Origin of the sequence: Peribacillus simplex NBRC 15720 = DSM 1321, from assembly GCF_002243645.1 — a bacterium.
Lineage (GTDB): Bacteria > Bacillota > Bacilli > Bacillales > DSM-1321 > Peribacillus > Peribacillus simplex.
Window position 1 is genome coordinate 5570696 of the sequence record NZ_CP017704.1, and the last position, 20179, is coordinate 5590874.

19 protein-coding genes and 1 pseudogene are annotated in these 20179 nt (G+C 36.1%); 3 read left to right on the top strand and 17 right to left on the bottom strand.

The genetic code is table 11. The features are described 5' to 3' along the window. Positions 1 to 36 precede the first annotated feature (36 nt). From BS1321_RS26850 to BS1321_RS26865, 4 genes are all read right to left on the bottom strand, one after another. Positions 37 to 972: an AraC family transcriptional regulator gene (locus tag BS1321_RS26850; protein ID WP_411836529.1), complete on the bottom strand. Its 936-nt coding sequence runs from the start codon at positions 970 to 972 to the stop codon at positions 37 to 39. 1047 nt (positions 973 to 2019) lie between these two features. Next, entirely contained in the window at positions 2020 to 3429 is a 1410-nt protein-coding gene (locus tag BS1321_RS26855; protein WP_063233912.1) for a sugar porter family MFS transporter, read from the bottom strand. A gap of 422 nt (positions 3430 to 3851) precedes the next feature. Continuing rightward, the gene (locus tag BS1321_RS26860; protein ID WP_063233895.1) at positions 3852 to 5066 is read right to left on the bottom strand and encodes a Gfo/Idh/MocA family protein; all 1215 of its coding nucleotides are present in this window, start codon (positions 5064 to 5066) and stop codon (positions 3852 to 3854) included. Between the two features lie 126 nt (positions 5067 to 5192). Further along, entirely contained in the window at positions 5193 to 6134 is a 942-nt protein-coding gene (locus tag BS1321_RS26865) for a sugar phosphate isomerase/epimerase family protein (protein ID WP_063233896.1), read from the bottom strand. A 611-nt stretch (positions 6135 to 6745) separates the two neighbouring features. On the opposite strand from BS1321_RS26865, the gene tnpB reads away from it, so the two are divergent. Both tnpB and BS1321_RS26875 read left to right on the top strand, forming a co-directional pair. Next, the gene (tnpB, locus tag BS1321_RS26870; protein ID WP_094246736.1) at positions 6746 to 7951 is read left to right on the top strand and encodes an IS200/IS605 family element RNA-guided endonuclease TnpB; all 1206 of its coding nucleotides are present in this window, start codon (positions 6746 to 6748) and stop codon (positions 7949 to 7951) included. A gap of 517 nt (positions 7952 to 8468) precedes the next feature. Further along, positions 8469 to 9383, top strand: a complete 915-nt coding sequence (locus tag BS1321_RS26875; RefSeq protein WP_063235982.1) for an iron-hydroxamate ABC transporter substrate-binding protein — start codon at positions 8469 to 8471, stop codon at positions 9381 to 9383. Positions 9384 to 9788: 405 nt separating this feature from the next. Here the strand turns inward: BS1321_RS26875 and BS1321_RS26880 are convergent, their stop codons facing one another. The 13 genes and pseudogenes from BS1321_RS26880 to BS1321_RS26935 all read right to left on the bottom strand — a co-directional run bounded on the left by BS1321_RS26880 (position 9789) and on the right by BS1321_RS26935 (position 19350). Continuing rightward, a complete protein-coding gene (locus tag BS1321_RS26880; protein WP_063235983.1) occupies positions 9789 to 10301 on the bottom strand; it encodes an Imm6 family immunity protein in 513 nt (170 codons plus the stop codon). 16 nt (positions 10302 to 10317) lie between these two features. Next, positions 10318 to 11034 carry a hypothetical protein gene (locus BS1321_RS27935; RefSeq protein WP_063235984.1) on the bottom strand — a complete coding sequence of 239 codons (717 nt, stop codon included), beginning with the start codon at positions 11032 to 11034 and terminating at the stop codon, positions 10318 to 10320. Between the two features lies 1 nt (position 11035). Then, positions 11036 to 11179 carry a hypothetical protein gene (locus BS1321_RS27740; protein WP_155726532.1) on the bottom strand — a complete coding sequence of 48 codons (144 nt, stop codon included), beginning with the start codon at positions 11177 to 11179 and terminating at the stop codon, positions 11036 to 11038. Positions 11180 to 11817: 638 nt separating this feature from the next. Then, positions 11818 to 12273, bottom strand: coding sequence for an immunity protein YezG family protein (locus BS1321_RS26890; RefSeq protein ID WP_063235985.1), 456 nt, complete (start codon positions 12271 to 12273; stop codon positions 11818 to 11820). A 21-nt stretch (positions 12274 to 12294) separates the two neighbouring features. After that, positions 12295 to 12831, bottom strand: a complete 537-nt coding sequence (locus BS1321_RS26895) for a DNA/RNA non-specific endonuclease (RefSeq protein WP_232522744.1) — start codon at positions 12829 to 12831, stop codon at positions 12295 to 12297. Positions 12832 to 13487: 656 nt separating this feature from the next. Continuing rightward, positions 13488 to 13844, bottom strand: coding sequence for an Imm3 family immunity protein (locus BS1321_RS26900; RefSeq protein ID WP_063235987.1), 357 nt, complete (start codon positions 13842 to 13844; stop codon positions 13488 to 13490). Between the two features lie 27 nt (positions 13845 to 13871). Then, positions 13872 to 14459 (bottom strand): annotated as a pseudogene (locus tag BS1321_RS26905) (deaminase domain-containing protein). A gap of 390 nt (positions 14460 to 14849) precedes the next feature. Beyond that, positions 14850 to 15317, bottom strand: a complete 468-nt coding sequence (locus BS1321_RS26910; RefSeq protein ID WP_063235988.1) for an immunity protein YezG family protein — start codon at positions 15315 to 15317, stop codon at positions 14850 to 14852. 216 nt (positions 15318 to 15533) lie between these two features. After that, entirely contained in the window at positions 15534 to 16043 is a 510-nt protein-coding gene (locus BS1321_RS26915; RefSeq protein ID WP_063235989.1) for an Imm6 family immunity protein, read from the bottom strand. Between the two features lie 16 nt (positions 16044 to 16059). Next, the gene (locus BS1321_RS26920) at positions 16060 to 18147 is read right to left on the bottom strand and encodes a ribonuclease YeeF family protein (protein WP_063235990.1); all 2088 of its coding nucleotides are present in this window, start codon (positions 18145 to 18147) and stop codon (positions 16060 to 16062) included. Beyond that, positions 18144 to 18434 (bottom strand): YwqI/YxiC family protein, encoded by a 291-nt coding sequence (locus tag BS1321_RS26925; protein WP_063593419.1) that lies wholly within the window; start codon positions 18432 to 18434, stop codon positions 18144 to 18146. The genes BS1321_RS26920 and BS1321_RS26925 overlap by 4 nt, the downstream gene beginning before the upstream one ends. After that, on the bottom strand, positions 18434 to 18862 hold the full coding sequence (locus BS1321_RS26930) for a YwqH-like family protein (RefSeq protein ID WP_048680710.1): 429 nt from the start codon (positions 18860 to 18862) through the stop codon (positions 18434 to 18436). Before BS1321_RS26930 ends, BS1321_RS26925 begins: the two co-directional genes overlap by 1 nt. 239 nt (positions 18863 to 19101) lie before the next feature. After that, positions 19102 to 19350: a hypothetical protein gene (locus tag BS1321_RS26935; RefSeq protein ID WP_063235991.1), complete on the bottom strand. Its 249-nt coding sequence runs from the start codon at positions 19348 to 19350 to the stop codon at positions 19102 to 19104. Positions 19351 to 19664: 314 nt separating this feature from the next. On the opposite strand from BS1321_RS26935, the gene BS1321_RS26940 reads away from it, so the two are divergent. Beyond that, positions 19665 to 20069, top strand: coding sequence for a hypothetical protein (locus BS1321_RS26940; RefSeq protein ID WP_063235992.1), 405 nt, complete (start codon positions 19665 to 19667; stop codon positions 20067 to 20069). Positions 20070 to 20179: the final 110 nt, after the last annotated feature.

Below are 20179 nucleotides of genomic sequence, written 5' to 3' on the forward strand. Positions count from 1 at the left end.
CTGTTCATTTTCCTTTTTTAGAATTATGGTTCTATATTATAGTAATTGCTTTTGCACCTGCCCTTCTGTATAGGTAGTTGCCTTTAAGTCTATATAGAGAGAGCGAAAACGCCCAGGAGAAGAACCCATTGCAGAAGTAAAAACACGAGTAAAATAGTGAATATTTTTAAAGCCGGTTTCTTCCGAAATATCTTTAATGGATAAATCTGTTGTTTTGAGTAAGGTCGCAGCTCTCTGTATTCTCTCATTTTGAACAAACTCCGAGTAACTTACACCTGATTCCAAGACAAATATTCGAGACAAGTGTCGACCGGATATATGCAAATGACTTGCTGCATCAGTAAGTTTTAAAGGCTGTGCCAGATTATCCTTAATATACAATTTCGCTATATTAAAGAGTGAAGAAGCCGTTTTAGGAAAGGTATGTTGATTATCATTATGTGAATGAGAAACAAAAGTTTGCACTAACGAAAGAATGAGGGAATAAGCCAAATTTTTTAGCATTTCTTCGAAAAAAGCTTGTTCGGTTTTTGTCGCTTGGATAAGCAGGGATTTCCAAATTAATGCAGCCATCATATCCTTATCTTCTTTTAAATTCATAATCACTTCAGGACATTGCTTAGTCTCCTCCATGATTTTTATCCATTCGTCACTTGATTCCGATTCGATCAATTCAAACGCAACATAGAGGAGCGATAGTCCGCTTTCACTTTTTATTTGGTGCAATACATCTGGTTTTGAAAAAAAAATGGTGTTTTTTTGTAACGGATAGGTACAATCATCATCTATATACTCCCCTTCTCCATCCACTACAAAACACACTTCAAAAAAGGAATGTTTATGAAGAAGGTTATCATAATGAGTTGGCATGACCCCCCAATAGTGAACATAAAAAGAAGCTCCATTGTGCGCTAAACGATGAACAATTTGATTCAAAGCCATTTTTCCCGCTGTATATTCATTTAGATTCAAAAAAAGTCCCCCTGTTTTAAGTTGAAAAAGGATTTATTATGTATAAGATTGTTTGCTGCCTGATTAATACCTTAATAGATTCTTTCCCTTGCCTAACTAACGTAATACATGTAGGGATTCCTCTGAATACCATATACCAGGCTACAATTAAAAGATTTCTACTGGATTGATTGATAACTATCTAAAATGGCTTCTTTCATCCGTTTACTTCATTTTTTCTTTATATTCGTAATGGCAAAGCTGATTATTTTAATTGTTTTAAAATTCAGAAATCAAAAGATATACAATTGGTTTACATTAGTTCACTTTATAAGTGATAGGATATGCTAAACTTACTTTCTATTCTCATATGAGAAAATCTGGGCTTTTAAAAATAGCTAATACCCTTATAATAATTCAGATAAAGAACTTTTAAAAGTCCTCTACTCCAAATATAATATTCCTCTAAGATTAAAACGGGAGGAAGTCTTCTCGCGGTGTTAATTCGATACATTTTGTCAGCCTAGTTCTGCAACAAATTCCCCATTTTAGGGAATTTGCAGCTGGCGAGTCATATATGGATCATGTACAGTTTTCTTATTTCTTATATAAAGTTATTATTGAAAATACTCATTTACAATTACAGGACAATAGATTTTAACCAATGTTATTTTACAAGTCACCTTTTTATATTTTTAAAATATATGTATTCACTCAGCATCTTCACCATTAGTTACTATTAAAGGCGTTGCTTATTAATGAAATCTAAATGTAAACGCTTTATATTAGTTAGAAACTTAACCAATAATTATTTGCTTACACTTATAATTGTAAGCCAAGATATAGTACGCGTATTTGTTTTATGAAGACTTATTTTTATACTTTAAAGACATTTTTTCAAATATACCCTCGAAACTTTCAAGAAAGGAACATAAAGAAATAGTCTTATCATTACGGATAAGACTATGGAATAAGTTAAAATAAGCATATTTATTCCGAATTTTCTATAGTTATTAAAACAAATTATTGAATTTCGGATTAATCATAACAACAGTTAATTCTGATCCATCAGCTTGCTCTTTTAAAGTTAGCCTCTATTTGTTCTAATGATAGTCCTCTAGTCTCTGGCAAGAATTTCGCTACAAATATTATTCCCACAACACCAAACATTGCGAATAGGAAAAATGTTCCTGAAAGTCCGATGCCGTTCATAAGAACAGGGAAGAATACTCCTACTATAAAATTGGAAATCCATAAAAAAAACACAGCCATTCCCATACCAATACCACGTAATCGAACAGGGAATATTTCAGCAAGTATTAACCATACCATTGGGCCGATAGCTCCTTGGAAAAAGGCTAAATATACTACCGTCATGGATAATACCACATATGGCAACGTTGGAGATCCATTAAGCATTAGAGTAGAAATACCAATCGTAATAAGTGCAACCGTCACCCCTGTTAAGCCTGTTAGTATCATTGGCCTTCTGTTCACTTTATTCAGCAGAGACATACCAACAATAACTGCAACTACTGCAATTAATCCATTTGCTACGTTTGCAATTAAAGCTGTTTTTGTTCCAAAACCAGAGTTTTCAAGAATTTGTGTTCCATAGTACATAATAGAGTTTATACCTACTAATTGTGATATAGATCCAATAAAAATACCAAGAATCACAATACGTCGAATCCAAGGTGTCCTTAAATCTTTGAAGCTCATTAATTCTATTTTTTTCTCTTTTGAAATATAGGATTTAATTTCCTTCAACTCTTGTTGAGCGATACTTTCTCTACGAATCTGTTTAAGTATTTTAAATGCTTCAGCCATTTTTCCTTTTGACGCTAACCATCGAGGACTTTCAGGTAAAATAAGTACTCCAATCCAAAGTGCTATAGCTGGTAATGTAGCAATCACCAACATATAACGCCATGCATGTCCTGCATCCCCAAAAACATTTCCAATTACTGCATTACATATATAAGCCAAAAATTGTCCAGTAACAATCATCAATTCATTTTGGGTAACCAAAACTCCACGCCTGTCCGAAGGAGCTATTTCAGCAAGGTATGATGGGATTACTACAGAAGCACCTCCGACAGCAAGCCCCAATAGAAAACGGAAAACAATCATCATAGTTGTAGTTGGTGCTACAACACAACCAACTGTAGAAAAGAAAAATAACATTGCAAGATACAAAATAACCTTCCTACGCCCTTTATTATCCGATAAGCGTCCACTAAATATTGAACCAAAAGCCGCACCTAATATTAAAGAACTTGCTACTAACCCTTCAGTGAAAGGATTTAAGTTTAATTGGTCCGATCTAGCCATAAATGGAAGTGCACCATTAATAACCCCTGTATCATATCCGAATAATAGCCCCCCAAAAGTTGATACTATGGTGACTAATTTTAAAAACTTTTTCGGGTCCTTCTTCTGGTCAGGTTCCGTGTTAACTGAATGATCATCAGACAACTTGATGTTTTCCACGTTAATTTCCCCCTTTGCTAATTGAATGCATTAAAAAAAAGTGCTTAACCGTTTAGTTCCTTGGTAAAGGAAACATCACCTATTAACAAAGATAAATAGAATAAATTCTCACATCACCCATAAGCTTTTTGTAAATTCAATGCCGCTATTTCAAATTCTGTTTTTTGAAGCGCTTACATTATTTTCTCTTTGAATGACACTCTCTAATAATTCATCCAAAGATCCATGAAATCATAAGCGGTGCTTATAAAGCTTAACCATGTTTGTTATTCTGATAAAGAGTTACTACTTACAACGAACGAGTTTTATATATTTTTTCAGATTCCATGGAATTGACTTCCACAGCCAATTCCACGAGTTTGGTAAGGACTCTGATACTTTTCAATCTATTTTGATGCTGCCTAATTTTAAATACTTTTTCCCACTAACAAAGTTTCTTTGTTACTCTCAAAATCAACCCAAACTGCTCCCTGATCTGCAGAACGGACACAATTTTCAATCCAGCGAACGCCTTCAAGTCCCGCATTAATATCTGGATAAACAAGAGTATCTAAAGTTTCTTGATCCCCACGTATTTTCGCATCAATCGCAATCGCAAATTTCAGATAAATATTTGCCCATGACTCTGAAAGCCCTTCCTGGTGTAAAGCACCTAAACGCTCATCCTCGTTACAACTTTCATCTAAGTAAGGCATCGCTCGAATCAACGTTTGGATCGGTTGCCCTTGCACTTCATATCGTAATTCATTTGGCTTGCTGTCCCACCATTCTAAGCTTGCTTTTGAACCAACGATGCGAATGCGATGTCCATCCATGCAACCTGCATCGACAGAAGATGTCCAAAGTCTTCCTACAGCGCCATTTTCAAAGTGCATTAATACGTAAGCATTGTCCTCTAACGGTGCACGACTGCTGATAAAGCTCTGGCGATCACATAATAACTTTTTAATTTTCATATTCGGCAGAATTAACTGTGACATATAGTATGTGTGTGTAGATAAATCACCTAACACATAGCTTGGTCCTGCAACTTTAGGATCCACGCGCCACTTTTGTGCAGCATTCATTTTGTCTCCATCATCAGTGGCATTAAACCCATGCGTATACTGTAAATCGACTAATCGAACATCACCGATTTCTCCCTTTTCAACCATAGCCCGCATTTGAAGTAACAGCTGGTTACCTGAGAATCCATATGTTACACCTACGATTTTGCCTTTTTCCTCAGCTAGTGCCTTAATTTCCAGAACCTCTTCAGTGGTAAAAAACAATGGTTTTTCACAAATGACATGTAAACCAGCTAGTAATGCAGCCTTACAAATTTCGTAATGTGTACCATTAGGAGTTGCAATTGAAACAACCTCAAGATAATCTTCACGCTTTGCTTCCTCTGCAAACATCGTTTTATAATCTGGATAGCAGCGTTCTTCAGCAACACCAATGTTCACACCAAAGTCTTTTCCTCTAGCAGGATCTATATCAAATGCCCCAGCTACCAATTGAAAAGCTGTGTTATCCCTAAGTGCACCGATTCGATGTTTATAACCAACCTGTCCAAGTCGTCCTCCGCCAACCATACCCCAGCGCAACGGTCTTGCAATTTTCTTCTCTCCATTTAACATAGTAAAATTCCTCACTTTCAAATATTTTTATTTTGAATGTTCATGCTTTTAAATAGCCGGAAGTAAATATTTTTCTCTCAATATTCCGAAAATTATAACTATAGAATCTGAAACCATTTATTTAAACTAAAAGCTAAGTGTTTGTTTTAAAGCATCAATTGACGTTCTTACCCCTGCTTCTACTGACATAGTCAGATCTTCCATTTCCAAAGAAACTTCCCCATCATATCCCATCATCTTAACCACGGAGAAAAACTCTTTCCACCATTGCAAATCTTGTCCACAACCTACCGCTACATAATTCCAGGCTCTATTCGCTACATCCGTAACTTCTTTTGTTTCCAGCACACCGTTAATACCTGATAAATGTCTCTCAAGGCGAACATCTTTACCATGAACATGATGAATAGCTTCTCCTAATTCTCTAGCTGCCAAAATGGGATCCGCTCCCATCCATATTAGATGACTTGGATCTAAATTTAAGCCTACAATGGGGCCAACTGCATCACGTAATCTAAATAATGTTTCAGGGTTATATACCAATTGGGAACTAAAGTTTTCAAGTGCAATCTTTTCAATACCACATTCTTCAGCTTTAACAACTAGTTCTTTCCAATATGGAATCCCTACCTCATTCCATTGATAATCTAAAATATCTTTTAGAACCGGGGGCCAACTTACAGTGTAAGTAATCCAGTTAGGAATTTTATCTTCTGGGCTTCCAGCCGGCAGTCCACTCATCATAATTATCTTGTTTATGCCTAATAATTTCGCTAATTGAAATGTTTTATTTGTAACTTCCCGATGTTCTTTGCCAAGTTCACCCGGATCTAAGGGATTTCCAGAACAATTTAAAGCACACAGTTTAATATTGCGTTTTTCTAATGCGGTTAAAAATTCATTTCTTTTATTTTGACTTTCTAATAGTTCATCTAATCTCAAATGAGGTGCCGGAGACCATCCACCAGTTGTCATTTCAACCGTATCGACCCCCATTTCACTAATAACATCAAGCATTTCCTCAAATGGTAAGTGTCCCAAACTATCTGTTACATAAGATAATCTCATTCTAGTATCCTCCTAAGGATTTAATTAATGTACTTTTATACAATTCAAATCATTTTTTATTTTTTGGAATAGCAAATCACTTCTTACATTAAGTGGTGGAAACCAACCCCCTTCCAGGGTGAGATAAAGCAATAGCATTGGATTATACTAAATTGTGTTTCTAGTTAAAAATTCCTTTGAAAATACTTTTTTACATTTTTAATTACAAGACATACATTTTAATCAATGTTTTTTTAGAAAACTCTTTTTAATACATTAAAATTATGTTTTCAAATTACTCGGTAACTTCACTACTATAAAAGTTGTCACTTAATGATTGAATCTCACAACATGAAAACGCTTTATATTAGCCGGAAATTTAACTAATAGTTACTTACCTACATTTGTAATTATAAGACAATATTTAGAAACCGTATTTGTTTTATGAGGACTGATTTTTATACTTTAAAGACATTTTTTATCATTTCCTGCCAAATGACTCCCTCTTCAAGCGTGTGAAGGGCGAGAGCCCAAAGGTAAGGGGGAGATGAATGGCGGTTGGCATAAGCCAAAGTAATCTTTTGACAAACATACGTTCCCTAGTTGATAATAACTATAAGGGGGTGAAACCAATGGTTGTAAACAAAACTTATAAATTTCGAATCTATCCAACGAAGGAACAACTAGTTCTCATCAATAAAACGATCGGCTGCTCCCGTTTTGTCTATAACTTCTTTTTAGGCAAACAGAAGGAGAAAGATGCCTACTGGTATATCTGTGAAGAAATGAAGCAAAACGGCCAATTACCCTCTAATGAATGGAAAGGTTCTTTTCTGAATAAATACGCAACAATCAAAGAACTTCCAGCTTTAAAGAAAGAGTATTATTTCCTGAAAGAAGTAGACAGTATAGCCTTACAGAAATCGGTGGAAAATCTAGCAGATGCCTATAGTCGATATTATAAAAAGCAAAACAAGTCACCACGCTTCAAATCGAAAAAGAATCCGGTCCAGTCCTACACGACTAAACATACGAATGGAAATATCGGAATAATAGGAAACCAAATCAAATTGCCCAAACTCGGTCTAGTACGTTTTGCTAAAAGCCGCGAAGTCGAAGGGCGAATCATCAATGCCACAATCAGGCGGAACCCTTCGGGTAAATATTTCATTTCGGTTTTAGCCGAAACCCATGTACAAGTACATCCTAAAACGAATCGTTCGTGCGGGGTAGATGTTGGTTTGAAGAACTTTGCGATTCTTTCAGATGGTACGGTCTATCAAAACCCAAAATTCTTCCGGACGGTCGAAAAAAAATTGGCCAAAGCACAACGGATTCTTTCAAGGCGACAAGAAATAGCCTTGAATCGAAATAACCCATTGGCTGAAGCCAAAAACTATCAAAAACAAAAACGAAAAGTGGCCATCCTACACGAGAAAATTTCAAATGCCCGAATGGATTACTTACATAAAGTCTCTACCGAAATCATCAAAAACCACGATGTTATTGGAATGGAAGACTTGCAAGTGTCCAATATGATGAAAGATCACAAACTAGCTAAAGCGATTAGTGAAGTATCTTGGTCCCAATTCAAAAAAATGTTGGAATACAAAGCAAAATGGTATGGTAAACAAATCGTGACCGTATCTAAAACGTTTGCTTCTAGCCAATTGTGTTCTGGCTGCGGGTACCAAAATAAAGACGTTAAACATCTGAATCTTCGTGTATGTGATTGTCCTTCTTGTTCTTCTCACCACGATCGAGATATTAACGCAGGAATCAATCTAATGAATGAAGCCATAAGGCTTCTAACCGTAGGAACGACGGGAGTAGCCTAATTAAAAATTGGCCGATAGGCTAATGTTCTTAGGAATCCCCCACTTCAATCAGACCGTAAGGTCGATAAGTGGCGGGTAGTTCAAGGCTGAACACTTAAAACTCTCAACGACTTCTTTTTCAAAATCCTATAAATTGATCCTAATTCCTCTCTAGTATGCTTTATTGAACATGGTTCTGATCTATCTAAAAATCTCTGACTTTACCTTGGCTCTCCTCCTTCGCCACATTTAGACCAACTACCGATTCATCGTTTTTTTCCTTCTTTACTTATTTACCAGTACCCCTAGTCCTCCATGTTGTGTCATAGCTTCGCTCCAACCAGCCTCAAACATGTTTCTACAAGCAGGGGCCGACAGTTTAGTTCAAGGAGTTTAGCAATCTGGCGAATGTTATTGACAATGATTATCATTCCTATTAAAATATTGATGTAGTTATTGAAAATGAATATCATTATTAATTAGACACTTTTTTGATATGTTTTTAACCTACTCTATAATTAATAAGGAGAAAATCCGAATGAAAAAGCTATTCATACCATTCCTACTCTTGTTTGTACTTATTCTTAGTGCTTGTGGGAACAAAGAGACAGCGAACGAAAATAATGCATCCAAGACTAAAAAAGAAACTGTTACGTATCAATCAGAAACTGGCCCTATTGAGATTCCTAAAAACCCTAAAAGAATAATTGCTCTCTCTAATGGACCTAATGTATTGGCTTTAGAAGGTAATGTCGTTGGGATAGATCAATGGACTAATATGAATCCCCTTTTTAAAGAAAGACTAAAGGGAGTGGAAGTCGTATCAGAAGATAACCTGGAGAAAATCATTGAACTGGAGCCGGACCTAATTATAGCTGGATCCGAGATGAAAAATATTGATAAACTAAATGAAATTGCTCCAACTGTAGTATTCACTTGGGGAAAATTAGATTATTTATCACAGCAAATAGAAATCGGAAAACTCTTAAACAAAGAAAAGGAAGCAAAAGAATGGGTTAAAGATTTCGAAACGCGTGCAGAATCCGCTGGAAAAGCGATACGTGCAAAAATTGGTGAAGATGCAACCGTTTCTGTGATTGAAAATGATGCTAAGGAGTTTTATGTATTTGGAAATAACTATGCACGCGGAACTGAAATATTGTATCAAGCAATGGATTTGAAAATGCCTGAAAAAGTAAAAGAAAAGGCACTTAAATCCGGCATTTATGTACTCTCATCTGAAGTGCTGCCTGAGTATACTGGAGATTATATTATCTTTAGTAAAAACCCAGATGTTGTTAATTCATTTTTGGAGACCGAAACGTGGAAAAATATACCTGCAGTTAAAAACGATCGTATATTTGAAATAAATAGTAAAGCATCCACCTATAGTGATCCTATCACTCTAGAGCATCTACTGGAATTTTTCGAAAAATCATTTCTTAACAAATAGTATACAAAGAAGGAATTCTTTAAATAAGAATTCCTTCTTTAATATGTTTTATAATTGAATTTCTTCTCAGAAAAACAAAAAGCACCTGTTGCCTATAAGGCAAACTGGTGATTTATTATTAGCTATATAAAGTAACTTATTACAAATATTATCTTTAAACTAAAAAGCTTAGTTTTTGGCTTGTTCCCTGTAACCCATATTTGGAAGTTTAAAGTGTCACCTCGCCTAGTTATCGTTATTATTTTCATAAACCAAGTATCATTATACAACCGCTTGATGGTACAACCTTCATGAGTTATTGATTTTGATTAACCTCAGTAAGATTACTTTGTGATTAGTAGACTAATAAAATTTTTCAGATAAAAAAACCTTCTCCCTTTAGGAAGAAGGTCTATTTTTTTGTTTTTAGGCCAGTGGTAAACTATCCCTTTTTATATAATTATAGGTTTCAATATTATCGTTTAATGAATAGTTTTCCAATAAGTATTTTTTTACATTAATTAGACTTTCAATCTTAAAATAACCAGATTCAATCGCATTTTCACCTAATATTCTTAACGTTTCGTCATCAATCACTTCAACCACTTGAGGAACAAATTCTCTTTTTTCCTTTTTATATGCTTGATAAGTTGTATAAGAAACAGCATCTAAAACTGAATACCATGCATATTGTTTTTGTACATCCTTTTCTTTATTTGCAAACTCAGCTACATCTACATAATCTTCGCTATCTATGTAGTTACACAAATCATCCGCATCGATTTTTTCACCTTCAAGCCATTTCCAACAAGAATCTAGAGCTTCTCTACCAGTTTTATATCCGGGTTCATCCGTACTAATTATGTTATACATATTTTCAGCTATTACCAATCCTATTGCAACCTTAGCCACTGCGTTTAGATTATCGATAAAATCCATAACTATCATTCCCTACTTATTTTCTTATTTTAACCACATTTTCTGGCAAACCATTTATTACCTCAAAGGACAATGTATCTCTTGGATTTGGTAAATTAGGATTTATTTCAGTCGATACCTTAATTTTTAAATTAGGATACATATCAGTCATTTGCTTAAATATTCCTCTTTCATCATCTGGAACAGGATCAAACAAACCTTTTGTACATTTATTACAAATTCCGTTTGGATTAGACTGATGAATATATAGTGTTCCCTTCATTTCTTCTGGTTTAAGACGTGCTTTTTTAACAGCATCCTCAAATTCAGCTATTATACCTTCTTCTGCATGATCCATGAACTGTGCATGGCCTCTTATTGCTCTATTATAAGGAGCTTTAATTTCACGACCAGGATAAAGTTCATCCAAACTTGGTAAACCTGCTTCTTTTCTAACTTTAGGTGAGCCACCCTCAAATATTTTACCTTCTAAACCTTTTACATCTGTTTTTCCAATAGCAATTGTTTGAGTTTTAGGAACACCTAGTTTTTTTCTAAGAGTTTCCAAATCCTCTTTTCCAATGTTAATACCCGATTTACTTCCAGTTCCATTTACACCCTTACCACCATCACTCTTCACCGCAAACTTCTGTACAATATCCTTAACCGTCGTATTATCAAAAGTAACATGCTTGTAGTTATTTCCATAGGCCGTCGCTAATTCTTCGACCCTTATACGGAGAGGCACTTTCACTTTACCGATTTCCCTGCCGAAGGCTTTGAACCTTTTGAACCTGCTTTTGCGCAAATTCCTTGCTGTATGGGATGAACTTTGTACTACTTGCTACTTTATCTGCGACCTTCGCCGCACCTGCCACTCCGCCGATTCCGAGTGCCATCAACAGTCCGTTCTGGCGCTGTTCTCAATTAGCTATGTCCTTGCCTGTAACTGCTTCGCCTAGACCGTTGCGTTTAAGCCGTACAGATCGCACTTGGTCTTATGGTAGATCAATTATTGGATTAATCTTCCATTTCACTTTACCCTAAAAACATTTTTAAAGATAGTTTCTTTTTTCCTCTACTCTCGTAATACACTGTTCACAGTCATTACAGTCTATAATCACGACAATAAGAATTTAACACTTAGAGTACTTATAAAATTATAGTGCTCTATTAAATTTTTACGCTAAAAAGCACTCGTTGCCTATAGTAGACAATCAAGTGCTTTAAGTTCATACATGTTCTAAGTTTAGTAATTTCTTTGAGTTTTCATAAGTTTGTAAGTTTCATATTTTTATGTTGACTGTATGACATCTTTTTTGTATCTTGACAAGTGTCACGCTTAAACCTATGAGCTTGTGCACTCTCGCTTGTTTGGTTCCAATGACATCTTGGAGTGGTCCTATCTAGAAAAATGTCATTTCGCCCTATTCTCTTTCTTATTGCCTAAATATTAAAATAACATTGACACTCCTTGAAGGAATAACCTTCATGCGCCATTAATTCAAATTCCAGCATATCTTTAACTGTAAACAATTTAAAGATTATTATTTTTTACCTCCTCAAACCACTCATCAGCAATATGGTCCGCCGTTTTAATATCATCATTCGTATATACTAAATCATACTTGTATTCCGCTTTGAAGTTACCACTCTTAACATCATATATTAATTTCATCTCAGTGGGCATGTCTCTATCATATTCTTTGCACAATAATTTTACTTTTTGGATATCTTCACATATTATGCGCAATACCATAGACTGTCGTTTTGTAGACACATCATATCTTTCGTCCCCATTCTCCAATGCATCGTTCACCTTATGACATTCTACATACTTATTATTAATCAAATAAAAGAAACCGCTCGAAATAATTCCTTCTTCACATGAAGCATAAACATACACTTTATCCGCTCTATCCTCAACATATTCCACACATATAGAGACCATATCTGCTTGCAATTCACTAAATCTATCTTCAAATTCTTTCATACTACTTTTTCACTCCTTAGATTAATTTTCAATAATTCTAAAACCTGACTTACCATCAATTGAGTAATTAACTATAAATTCCTTTGGGCGCATATCATTTTCAGAATAAATTATTTCAACATCAACTGTTACTTTTTTGGGAGGTGTTTCTTTTAGAGCTGAAGCCCATAGTTCTTCAAGTTTCTTATATTGCTTCAAATTAACATCAGATAATTGCGAAACCAAATTATCAATTTTAGGTGAGCCTCCAAACCTATCACCTGCCAAATGCCCTGCATGGTCTTGACCTTTTATTTTACCAGGTGTGTTTTTGCTTTGTGACAATCTATCTGTTCTCGTTGTTAATTGTAAATTTTCTGTTTCAAATTTTACAATCCTACCTACATTATCTGTTTCATAAAAGTAATCATACTCTCCTGTTTTATATCTAATATCAGGCTTTAACCTATTTTTTCTTCCGTTTGTAAACTGTAGTCTGTTGTCCACTAATGTTTTAACTTCACTTACTTCAGCCCTACCTTTACCCGTACCCTTAGGAACACTCTCCCCGTGAAACACCCTCTTCTTTGCTATCCTTCACCGTGAATTTCTGATAGGCTTCCTTTTCCATCATAACTTGGGGAAGGGTTGGTCCTCCTGCGAGGGATACTTGTTCCATACTTATCCGTTTAGGGATTTCTTTATTACCGATTTCTTCACCTATATTTTTAACGTGGTTTTTCCAGATCTCGCTATGTCTGTTATTGTAGCTTGAACCTTCTGAACCTGCTTTTGCGCAAATTCCTTGCTGTAAGGGACGAACTTTGTACCACTCGCTACTTTTTTCTAAGTCACTGTGCCTTAAGTAAATCTATATGACAGTCCTCACGGCCTTTTATCTGAGGAGCCAGATATGGCGTAAGATAATACGAGAAACACTATTTTGAAATTTAATTGCACCCCAAAATTATCCATCTAACATAATTACATCCTTAAAAACAAACATTTTATTCGATATAAGGAGATTTCAGAATTATAGTTCTGTAGACAGAAAGCTAAGCTTCTTTTTTCTATTGGAGGTTTAATAAGGTTCCGGAGTTCAAGCTAACATTATTAAAATTGAGCTAATAGGTGAAATAAATGTTCATAGACGATTTTATTAAAAAACCTTGAATGGTTTTAGCAACTCAATGTTAACACTACATTATTTAATATTTATTTTTCTTTCACAAATGCTATTCTGCTGAGGAATTATAATCAACCTCTGCATTTCTTAGTCCCTCTATTACTTTATTAATTCGTTTCGATAAGTCTTGTATCTCTTCTAATGTTAAGTCAGCTTTTGCTTCTTGTGGGTTAAACATACTTAATCTTTTAGTAATACCTTCAATATATCCAATATAAACCTTGTTTTGTGATAGCAATATTTCACCTACAGCAGTATCAACGATAAAATCTTCTGTTTTCCCAAGGTTTACATACTCATTTTTCGTCCTTGCAATTGCATATTCATGTCCTCTATTTAGGGATAAAAAGTCATTATAGTCCTCATTAATTACCTCGAATATTTCATTGTACTCCCAATCTTCCACTGAAATCCCTCCTATAAAAATTGATTTTTATGGTTTAATTCTTTCCCCATTGTTGTGTATAACTTTTAAACTTATATTAGGGTATTTAGCTGAAAATTCCGCAATAACTCTATTGCAACTAGCACAAGTATCTAATTTAGTAAATAATTTTATATCCCCAGAAACCTGAGTATTATCACCTAATCTAAAAGCAATATCGTTTAGAATTTTATATTCTGTATCAGAATCTCTCATATAAGCCTTACCATCTTGACCAGCAGCTTCAGATGCTTTAAAAATAGGCGTATCAGGTTGCAAGGAAATTTATGGAACTTTATCTACTAAATTTCCACTTAATGAGTCAATTTTACTTTGTGCATAGAATTCTTTTTTACTAAGTTCAGCAATTTTCACTTCTGCAATTGCAAAATTACCAGATTTCTTATATTTACTTGTTAAATTACCTCTTATCTCTTTCACTCTATCAATTATATGTGCTTCTGCTACCGGATCTATTTGTCTTGTTGGATATACTTTACCCGTACCCTTAGAAATACTCTTCCCTGAAGCAGCCTCTACTTTGCTATCCTTCACCGTGAATTTGTGATAGGCTTCCTTAATTGTCTGTTTTTCCATTACAATTTGGAAGGTTTGGTCCTCCTGCGCGGGAAACTAGTTCCACACTTATTCGTTTAGGTATTTCTTTTTTACCTAGTTCGTCACCTATATTTTTTAAAGTGGTTTTTCCTGATCTCGGGATGTCTGTTATTGTAGCTTGAACCTTCTGAACCTGCTTTTGCGCAAATTCCTTGCTGTAAGGGACGAACTTTGTACCACTTGTATTTGATCACGATCCTGTCTGAGGTCAGTAAATCCATATTCTTATCTATATATTTTTTTAGACCTAACGGCCTTTTATCTGAGGAGCCCGATATAACTTAAAACGATACATATTCTATTTCTACAATGAAAAGACCTTAACTTTACCGTTAAGGTCATACAAAAAACAGCTTTTCTTATCCTCCATTATTCTTTCTTGAGGTATTCTTCTAAAATGCTCTTATCATATTCAGATTCAGGTAAAATACCCAAACGAGTATATTCCCAAATAACCCTTCTTTCGTGATCATCTGCATCCGATAGATCATCATAATCATAGTCAACCTTAAATTTCCCTGTACTTTCTAAAGTAAAAGTTAAATTAGTCCATTGTTCTTGATTATTATTTTTAAATTCATCTGATAAATCTTTTAAAACCTTTATTAACCTCCGCCATGTATCTCTATACTCCCTTCTACTAATACTATGTAATTCAGGGATATCATGGCTATATATGAGTGTATCATTAATATTAGAGCGATAGAAAAAGAACGCAGTCCCTGTCCCCTCAGTAATTTCTCCATACAAAATTACTTTACTCCATTCTTCTGGAATCATCTCATTTACAGTTTGAGCTATATTCTGATAATAATCATTTAGTTTTGATTCATTCAATTTTTTATCCCCCTGCTCTATTTTCAAATGTTCTTAGTAGTTTTTAACAACAGCCCGTACCAAAAGTTATAATCTGTATACGTAGGAATAAAGAAGGTGATAACTGGTTTTACCAGTTATCACCTTCATAAACAAACGAAATTATTAATATGCTAAAAGTTCTATTGTAAATCTTGAAGTACGTAACACAGACAAATCCATAGGTTTATTGCATGTTTAAAATAATTTTATAAATTCTTCTCTATTTATTAGGATTTTATTATCTGTACACAGATAATCATGAAGAACTGATTCCATTCTCTCAATTTCATCTACTGTGAGAAAACTGGTTTCAACTGCACTATTTAAAAAGATTGTGATACTATCTGCATGAATACCTTCCAGTGATTGTGGTAAATATTTTACTTTTTCTAAATTAAAAGCTTCCCAAGATGTATAAGCAACAGCATCAACTAGTAGTGACCATAGTCTAGCAATATTCATTTCTTCTTCTTCCTCAGCAAATTCTGAGATTCCTGTATAGTCTGCATTATCAATAAGCTCATACAGTTCATCCCCAGTTACAGCATGGGATTCTACCCATAACCAACATTTATCCAATGCTTCTCTCCCTTCTGGATATCTTTCATCGTCTTTACTGATAACAGAAAATACTCTTTCAGCCACAGTTAAAACAAAGCCCACTTTTACTTCACTTTGTATATTATCAAATAATTTATTTTCCATAAGTTCCTCCTTATATTTATTCGATTTTCCCATCTTTTAAAACAAAAGAGAGCAAACCATTGGTTTTAACACTGTCATTAATCTCCGATGTTACGACTATTGTTAGGTTGGGATACTTCTTGCTAGCTTGATAAAATATACCACTTTTTTCAATTGGATAGGGTTTCAGCAATCCTTTACTGCACTTATTACAAACACCTCTCGGATTAGATTGGTGAATTCTTAAAGTTCCTGTAATATCGCTTGGTTCGATTCCTGCTTTTTTGACTACAGAATCAAATTCATTTAAAACTCCTTCTTCAGCATGCCTTGTGAACTGTGCTAATTTAGGGTTTTTTAAATGATCATACGGGGCCCTAATATCCCTATTAGGTAAGATTTCGTCTAATGAAGGTAACCCTGCTTCTTTTCTTACTTCTGGAGATCCTCCTTTAAAAGTTAAATCTTCAAGTCCTTTGATATCTGTTCTACCCACAGCTATTGTATTAGTCTCAGGAACATTCCAATTTTTCCTTAATTCATCCAAATCAACTTTGCCAACCTCTATCTTATTTCCAGTACTACTAAGGTTCTTTGTTTCACCCGTACCCTTAGGAATACTCTCCCCTGAAGCAGCCTCTACTTTGCTATCCTTCACCGTGAATTTCTGATAGGCTTCCTTAATTGTCTGCTTTTCCATTACAACGTGGGGAAGGTTTGGCCCTCCTGCGAGGGAAACTTGTTCCACACTTATACGTTTAGGAATTTCTTTTTTACCTAGTTCTTCACCTATATTTTTTAATGTGGTTTTTCCGGATCTCGCTATATCTGTTATTGTAGCTTGAACCTTCTGAACCTGTTTTTGCGCAAATTCCTTGCTGTAAGGGACGAACTTTGTACCACTTGCCACTTTATCAGCGACTTTGGCCGCACCAGCCACACCGCCGATCCCTAGCGCCATCAACAGCCCATTCTGGCGCTGTTCCTCGGTCAACTGGTTGCCGAACATGTCTTTGCCGCTGACTGCTTCACCGAGGCCGTTGGCTGCGAGGAGTCCGTATATTCCGTATTCGGTTTTCTGGAGGAGGCTAAAGCCTTTTGTCGTTTTATAGGCATCGAGCGCGTGGTCCGCTGCGTTGAGTCCTTTGGCCGTTTTGTATAGGGCGCTGCCACCTTTGATGGCCCGTCCGGCCCAGCCGACGACGGGGATGAACCCAGCGGCTGCCATGGCGCCTGCGGCGATTCTTTCGGCATCGGACAGCTTGCGGCCCGTTACTGGATCTACTCCGGTTGAGGCCCTGATTGAATCATAATATCCCGTGAATTCCCCTGTAAAGGTTTTTGTCGTATCCCAGGCTTTTTCGTACCATGGCCGGTTTTCGAGTTCTTCCATTTCCTGTTCGATTTTCCGGGCTTCTGCTTGCTGCTTTTTGAAGGTTTGATAGTCTTTCATCTGACCGGCGACTTCATCCTTCACTTGATAGACATCACTGCTCTTGAATGCCGATTGATTGAATGTCATCGGCGAAACGTTGCCGTCCTGTTTGGTGGCATCAAGCAAGGCACGAAAGAGGCCAACGGCCACGTTTTCCTGCCCGACGGACACATCATATTCCTCGATCAATTGCCGGTCGACATTCTCGACCTTTGTCACGGTGTCATCCAGCCTGTGCCCGGCCAGCGTGATTTTTTCATTAAAGTCCTTTTGGTCGAATATATCAAGAGGCAGGATATCGTCAATGCTGTTCAGGATCCTTTGAAGATCGTTCGCTTGTTGATCGACAAGCGACTGCGCTTGGTTGATGCCGTTCGACACTTCGCCATCTAAAAAGGGAACCTCGACAACCGTATTTCCGGAGAGGTCAGCCTCTTCAAGACTGGCTGGAATGCCTTCCAAAAAACTTATTTGGGTCGTGAATAGTTCCATCCAGGCGTCCGCCACCTCGATTTGCGCTTCATAGAAGCTTTTGATGGCGGTAGCACCGGCTCCCTGAAACTCGTTATCCAAGCCGACGATGCCCTGAAATTCCTTTTTCAGGGCTGCGACTTCCTTTTTTAGTTCTTCATATTGCTTGGCGCGCGACTTGGTTGCGGCCGTCAATGTCTCGGCTTCATATATTTTCATCGCGTAGGATACCCATGTGAAGACGTATGGGCGATGGCTTCATCCTGTTCTTTTAATAAGTCAATGTTGGCACGGGTATCTTCCACATTTTTCTGGACGATTTTGATATATTGTTCAAAGACCTTCTCCAGGTTCGTTTCCCGGTCGATCCATTTCGAAGTGAATTCCAATTTATTGTTGCCAAGCTCGCCTGCCGGCAAATTTCCAAGCGTGACTGTACCAAGTGCCGTCTTCACCTGATCGACTTGCTTCATTACGGCAGGATGATTCAGTTTGATTGTCGTCATTAAAACAACCGCCTTTTTAAATCGGATATTTTACTTTCCAGCTGCTCAAATGCCTCTTCGCCTTTGTTCAAAAGGGAGTCGGCTTCTTGGGCTATATTCCCCGCTATGCTCAGAAGTGTATTCTCGGCATTCAGCTTTGTAATCATCGCCTCGATTTTCCATTGGTAATCATCATAATCGTCATGAATGATACTGAACATCACATTATAGGCATCATGACGGGCATCCTGAAAGTGATCCGAACGGTTCCCTGTCCAGCTGCCACCAAGCTCAGGGTCTTTTATTTTCCTAATCTCGTTAAGACACATGCTCTGCTCTTTTATAATATCGTTTTTCGCATTTTCTAATCGATCAATTTTCACATTTAAATCAGCTTTTTTACTGGAGATAGCAGAGTGTATATTACTCAAAATGTCTGCATATACCATGAAACTCACCTCAGAAACAGTATAATCCTACACTAAATGTCATATTTTCCTATTTAATATTATAAGGATTATAGTCCGAGAGTTAAATAGGGAGAAATATGCTATTTTGTCAGTTAAAAGAGAAGATTGGCATAAAAAAGTTCCTACATACCATATTCTTTATACCCGGCATTTTACCAATTTTAAACAAGTTAGCAGAATGTCATCTTATTAGATTCTCTATAAAAATTTCCGACACTTCATTCAAACTGCCCTTGACTGTATCTGCGCAGTAAGTCATCCCGAACAAATTCCCTGCAAGAGGAAGATAAATGTGACCGCTCGGGATGTATCAAATCGCCAAAAGGCAAATCACCGACAAATTTAACTTCACCTTCAAAATCCTGTCCGGATTCATCATCAAAACCGATGACCTTCACAAAGCAAGTTTTGTGTCCGGTTTTCATAAAATCAATTACTGTTAACACATGATTATGTATATCATTCATTCTTTTTCCCTCCAACCATGAAATCATTAAGTAAAGATATTTTATACTAGCATATAATAAAGGAACCGATTAAAACAATAATGGCTAAGATCGCTAAGATGTTTATACTTTATTTATTTTGTTCAATCTACCCTTATTTAGCTGACGTTGCATGTACTCACTTCTTCAATGACTTATGTTTTTTTTTCGTTTCCCAGCATGTTTATGATTTCACATTACTTCCACCGAAGGTAGTCTGTTGGCAACATCTAGGACCTTCCCTCTTCTATATAGATTTATAACCTGCTATAATCTAAGGATTGGAGGTGTGAGAAATGAAAGAAATCATCCAGATATTAGCTGAAATCGTCAATAATCTTCACGATTTCATCTTATTCTTTGTAAGTGACACATTAAATTCAAATGCAACGGACAAAGATCTGCATTTTTGGATAATGGGAATCATCGGTATTATCATATTTTTGATCGTGTTATTTTTATCTAATTTAATTTCCCGGATGCGTTTTGGAATAACGATACTATCTTTCCTTTATACCTTTACAGTCATGGTTGTTTTAGTATTTGCTATTGAAATACAGCAAGCCCTTACCAGCAGGGGGAATATGGAGTTTCAAGATGCGGCGGTAGGCCTTTGGGGGTTCATCGTATTTTTCATGGTTTTTGCTGCACTGTCATCCATATTCCTTTTGGTGAAGAATTTTTTCAAGCAATCAAAATAAAGGTAACGATAGGTCACCTTGCTTAAAACATTCCTAATGGCCTTTCAATATCTTGAAATTCGGGTTTTGTATTGGCGGGAATGATAAACTCTCTGTAGCATCATCTTAAA

What these genes read in the sequence shown, in the direction of transcription:
- tnpB (WP_094246736.1), top strand. Translation starts at nt 6,746, where the DNA reads ATGGTTGTAAACAAAACTTATAAATTTCGAATCTATCCAACGAAGGAA.
- BS1321_RS26915 (WP_063235989.1), bottom strand. Translation starts at nt 16,043, where the DNA reads ATGGAAAATAAATTATTTGATAATATACAAAGTGAAGTAAAAGTGGGC.
- BS1321_RS26930 (WP_048680710.1), bottom strand. Translation starts at nt 18,862, where the DNA reads ATGGTATATGCAGACATTTTGAGTAATATACACTCTGCTATCTCCAGT.
- BS1321_RS26865 (WP_063233896.1), bottom strand. Translation starts at nt 6,134, where the DNA reads ATGAGATTATCTTATGTAACAGATAGTTTGGGACACTTACCATTTGAG.
- BS1321_RS26880 (WP_063235983.1), bottom strand. Translation starts at nt 10,301, where the DNA reads ATGGATTTTATCGATAATCTAAACGCAGTGGCTAAGGTTGCAATAGGA.
- BS1321_RS27740 (WP_155726532.1), bottom strand. Translation starts at nt 11,179, where the DNA reads ATGGCACTCGGAATCGGCGGAGTGGCAGGTGCGGCGAAGGTCGCAGAT.
- BS1321_RS26875 (WP_063235982.1), top strand. Translation starts at nt 8,469, where the DNA reads ATGAAAAAGCTATTCATACCATTCCTACTCTTGTTTGTACTTATTCTT.
- BS1321_RS26860 (WP_063233895.1), bottom strand. Translation starts at nt 5,066, where the DNA reads ATGTTAAATGGAGAGAAGAAAATTGCAAGACCGTTGCGCTGGGGTATG.
- BS1321_RS26925 (WP_063593419.1), bottom strand. Translation starts at nt 18,434, where the DNA reads ATGACGACAATCAAACTGAATCATCCTGCCGTAATGAAGCAAGTCGAT.
- BS1321_RS26920 (WP_063235990.1), bottom strand. Translation starts at nt 18,147, where the DNA reads ATGAAAATATATGAAGCCGAGACATTGACGGCCGCAACCAAGTCGCGC.
- BS1321_RS26890 (WP_063235985.1), bottom strand. Translation starts at nt 12,273, where the DNA reads ATGAAAGAATTTGAAGATAGATTTAGTGAATTGCAAGCAGATATGGTC.
- BS1321_RS26935 (WP_063235991.1), bottom strand. Translation starts at nt 19,350, where the DNA reads ATGAATGATATACATAATCATGTGTTAACAGTAATTGATTTTATGAAA.
- BS1321_RS26940 (WP_063235992.1), top strand. Translation starts at nt 19,665, where the DNA reads ATGAAAGAAATCATCCAGATATTAGCTGAAATCGTCAATAATCTTCAC.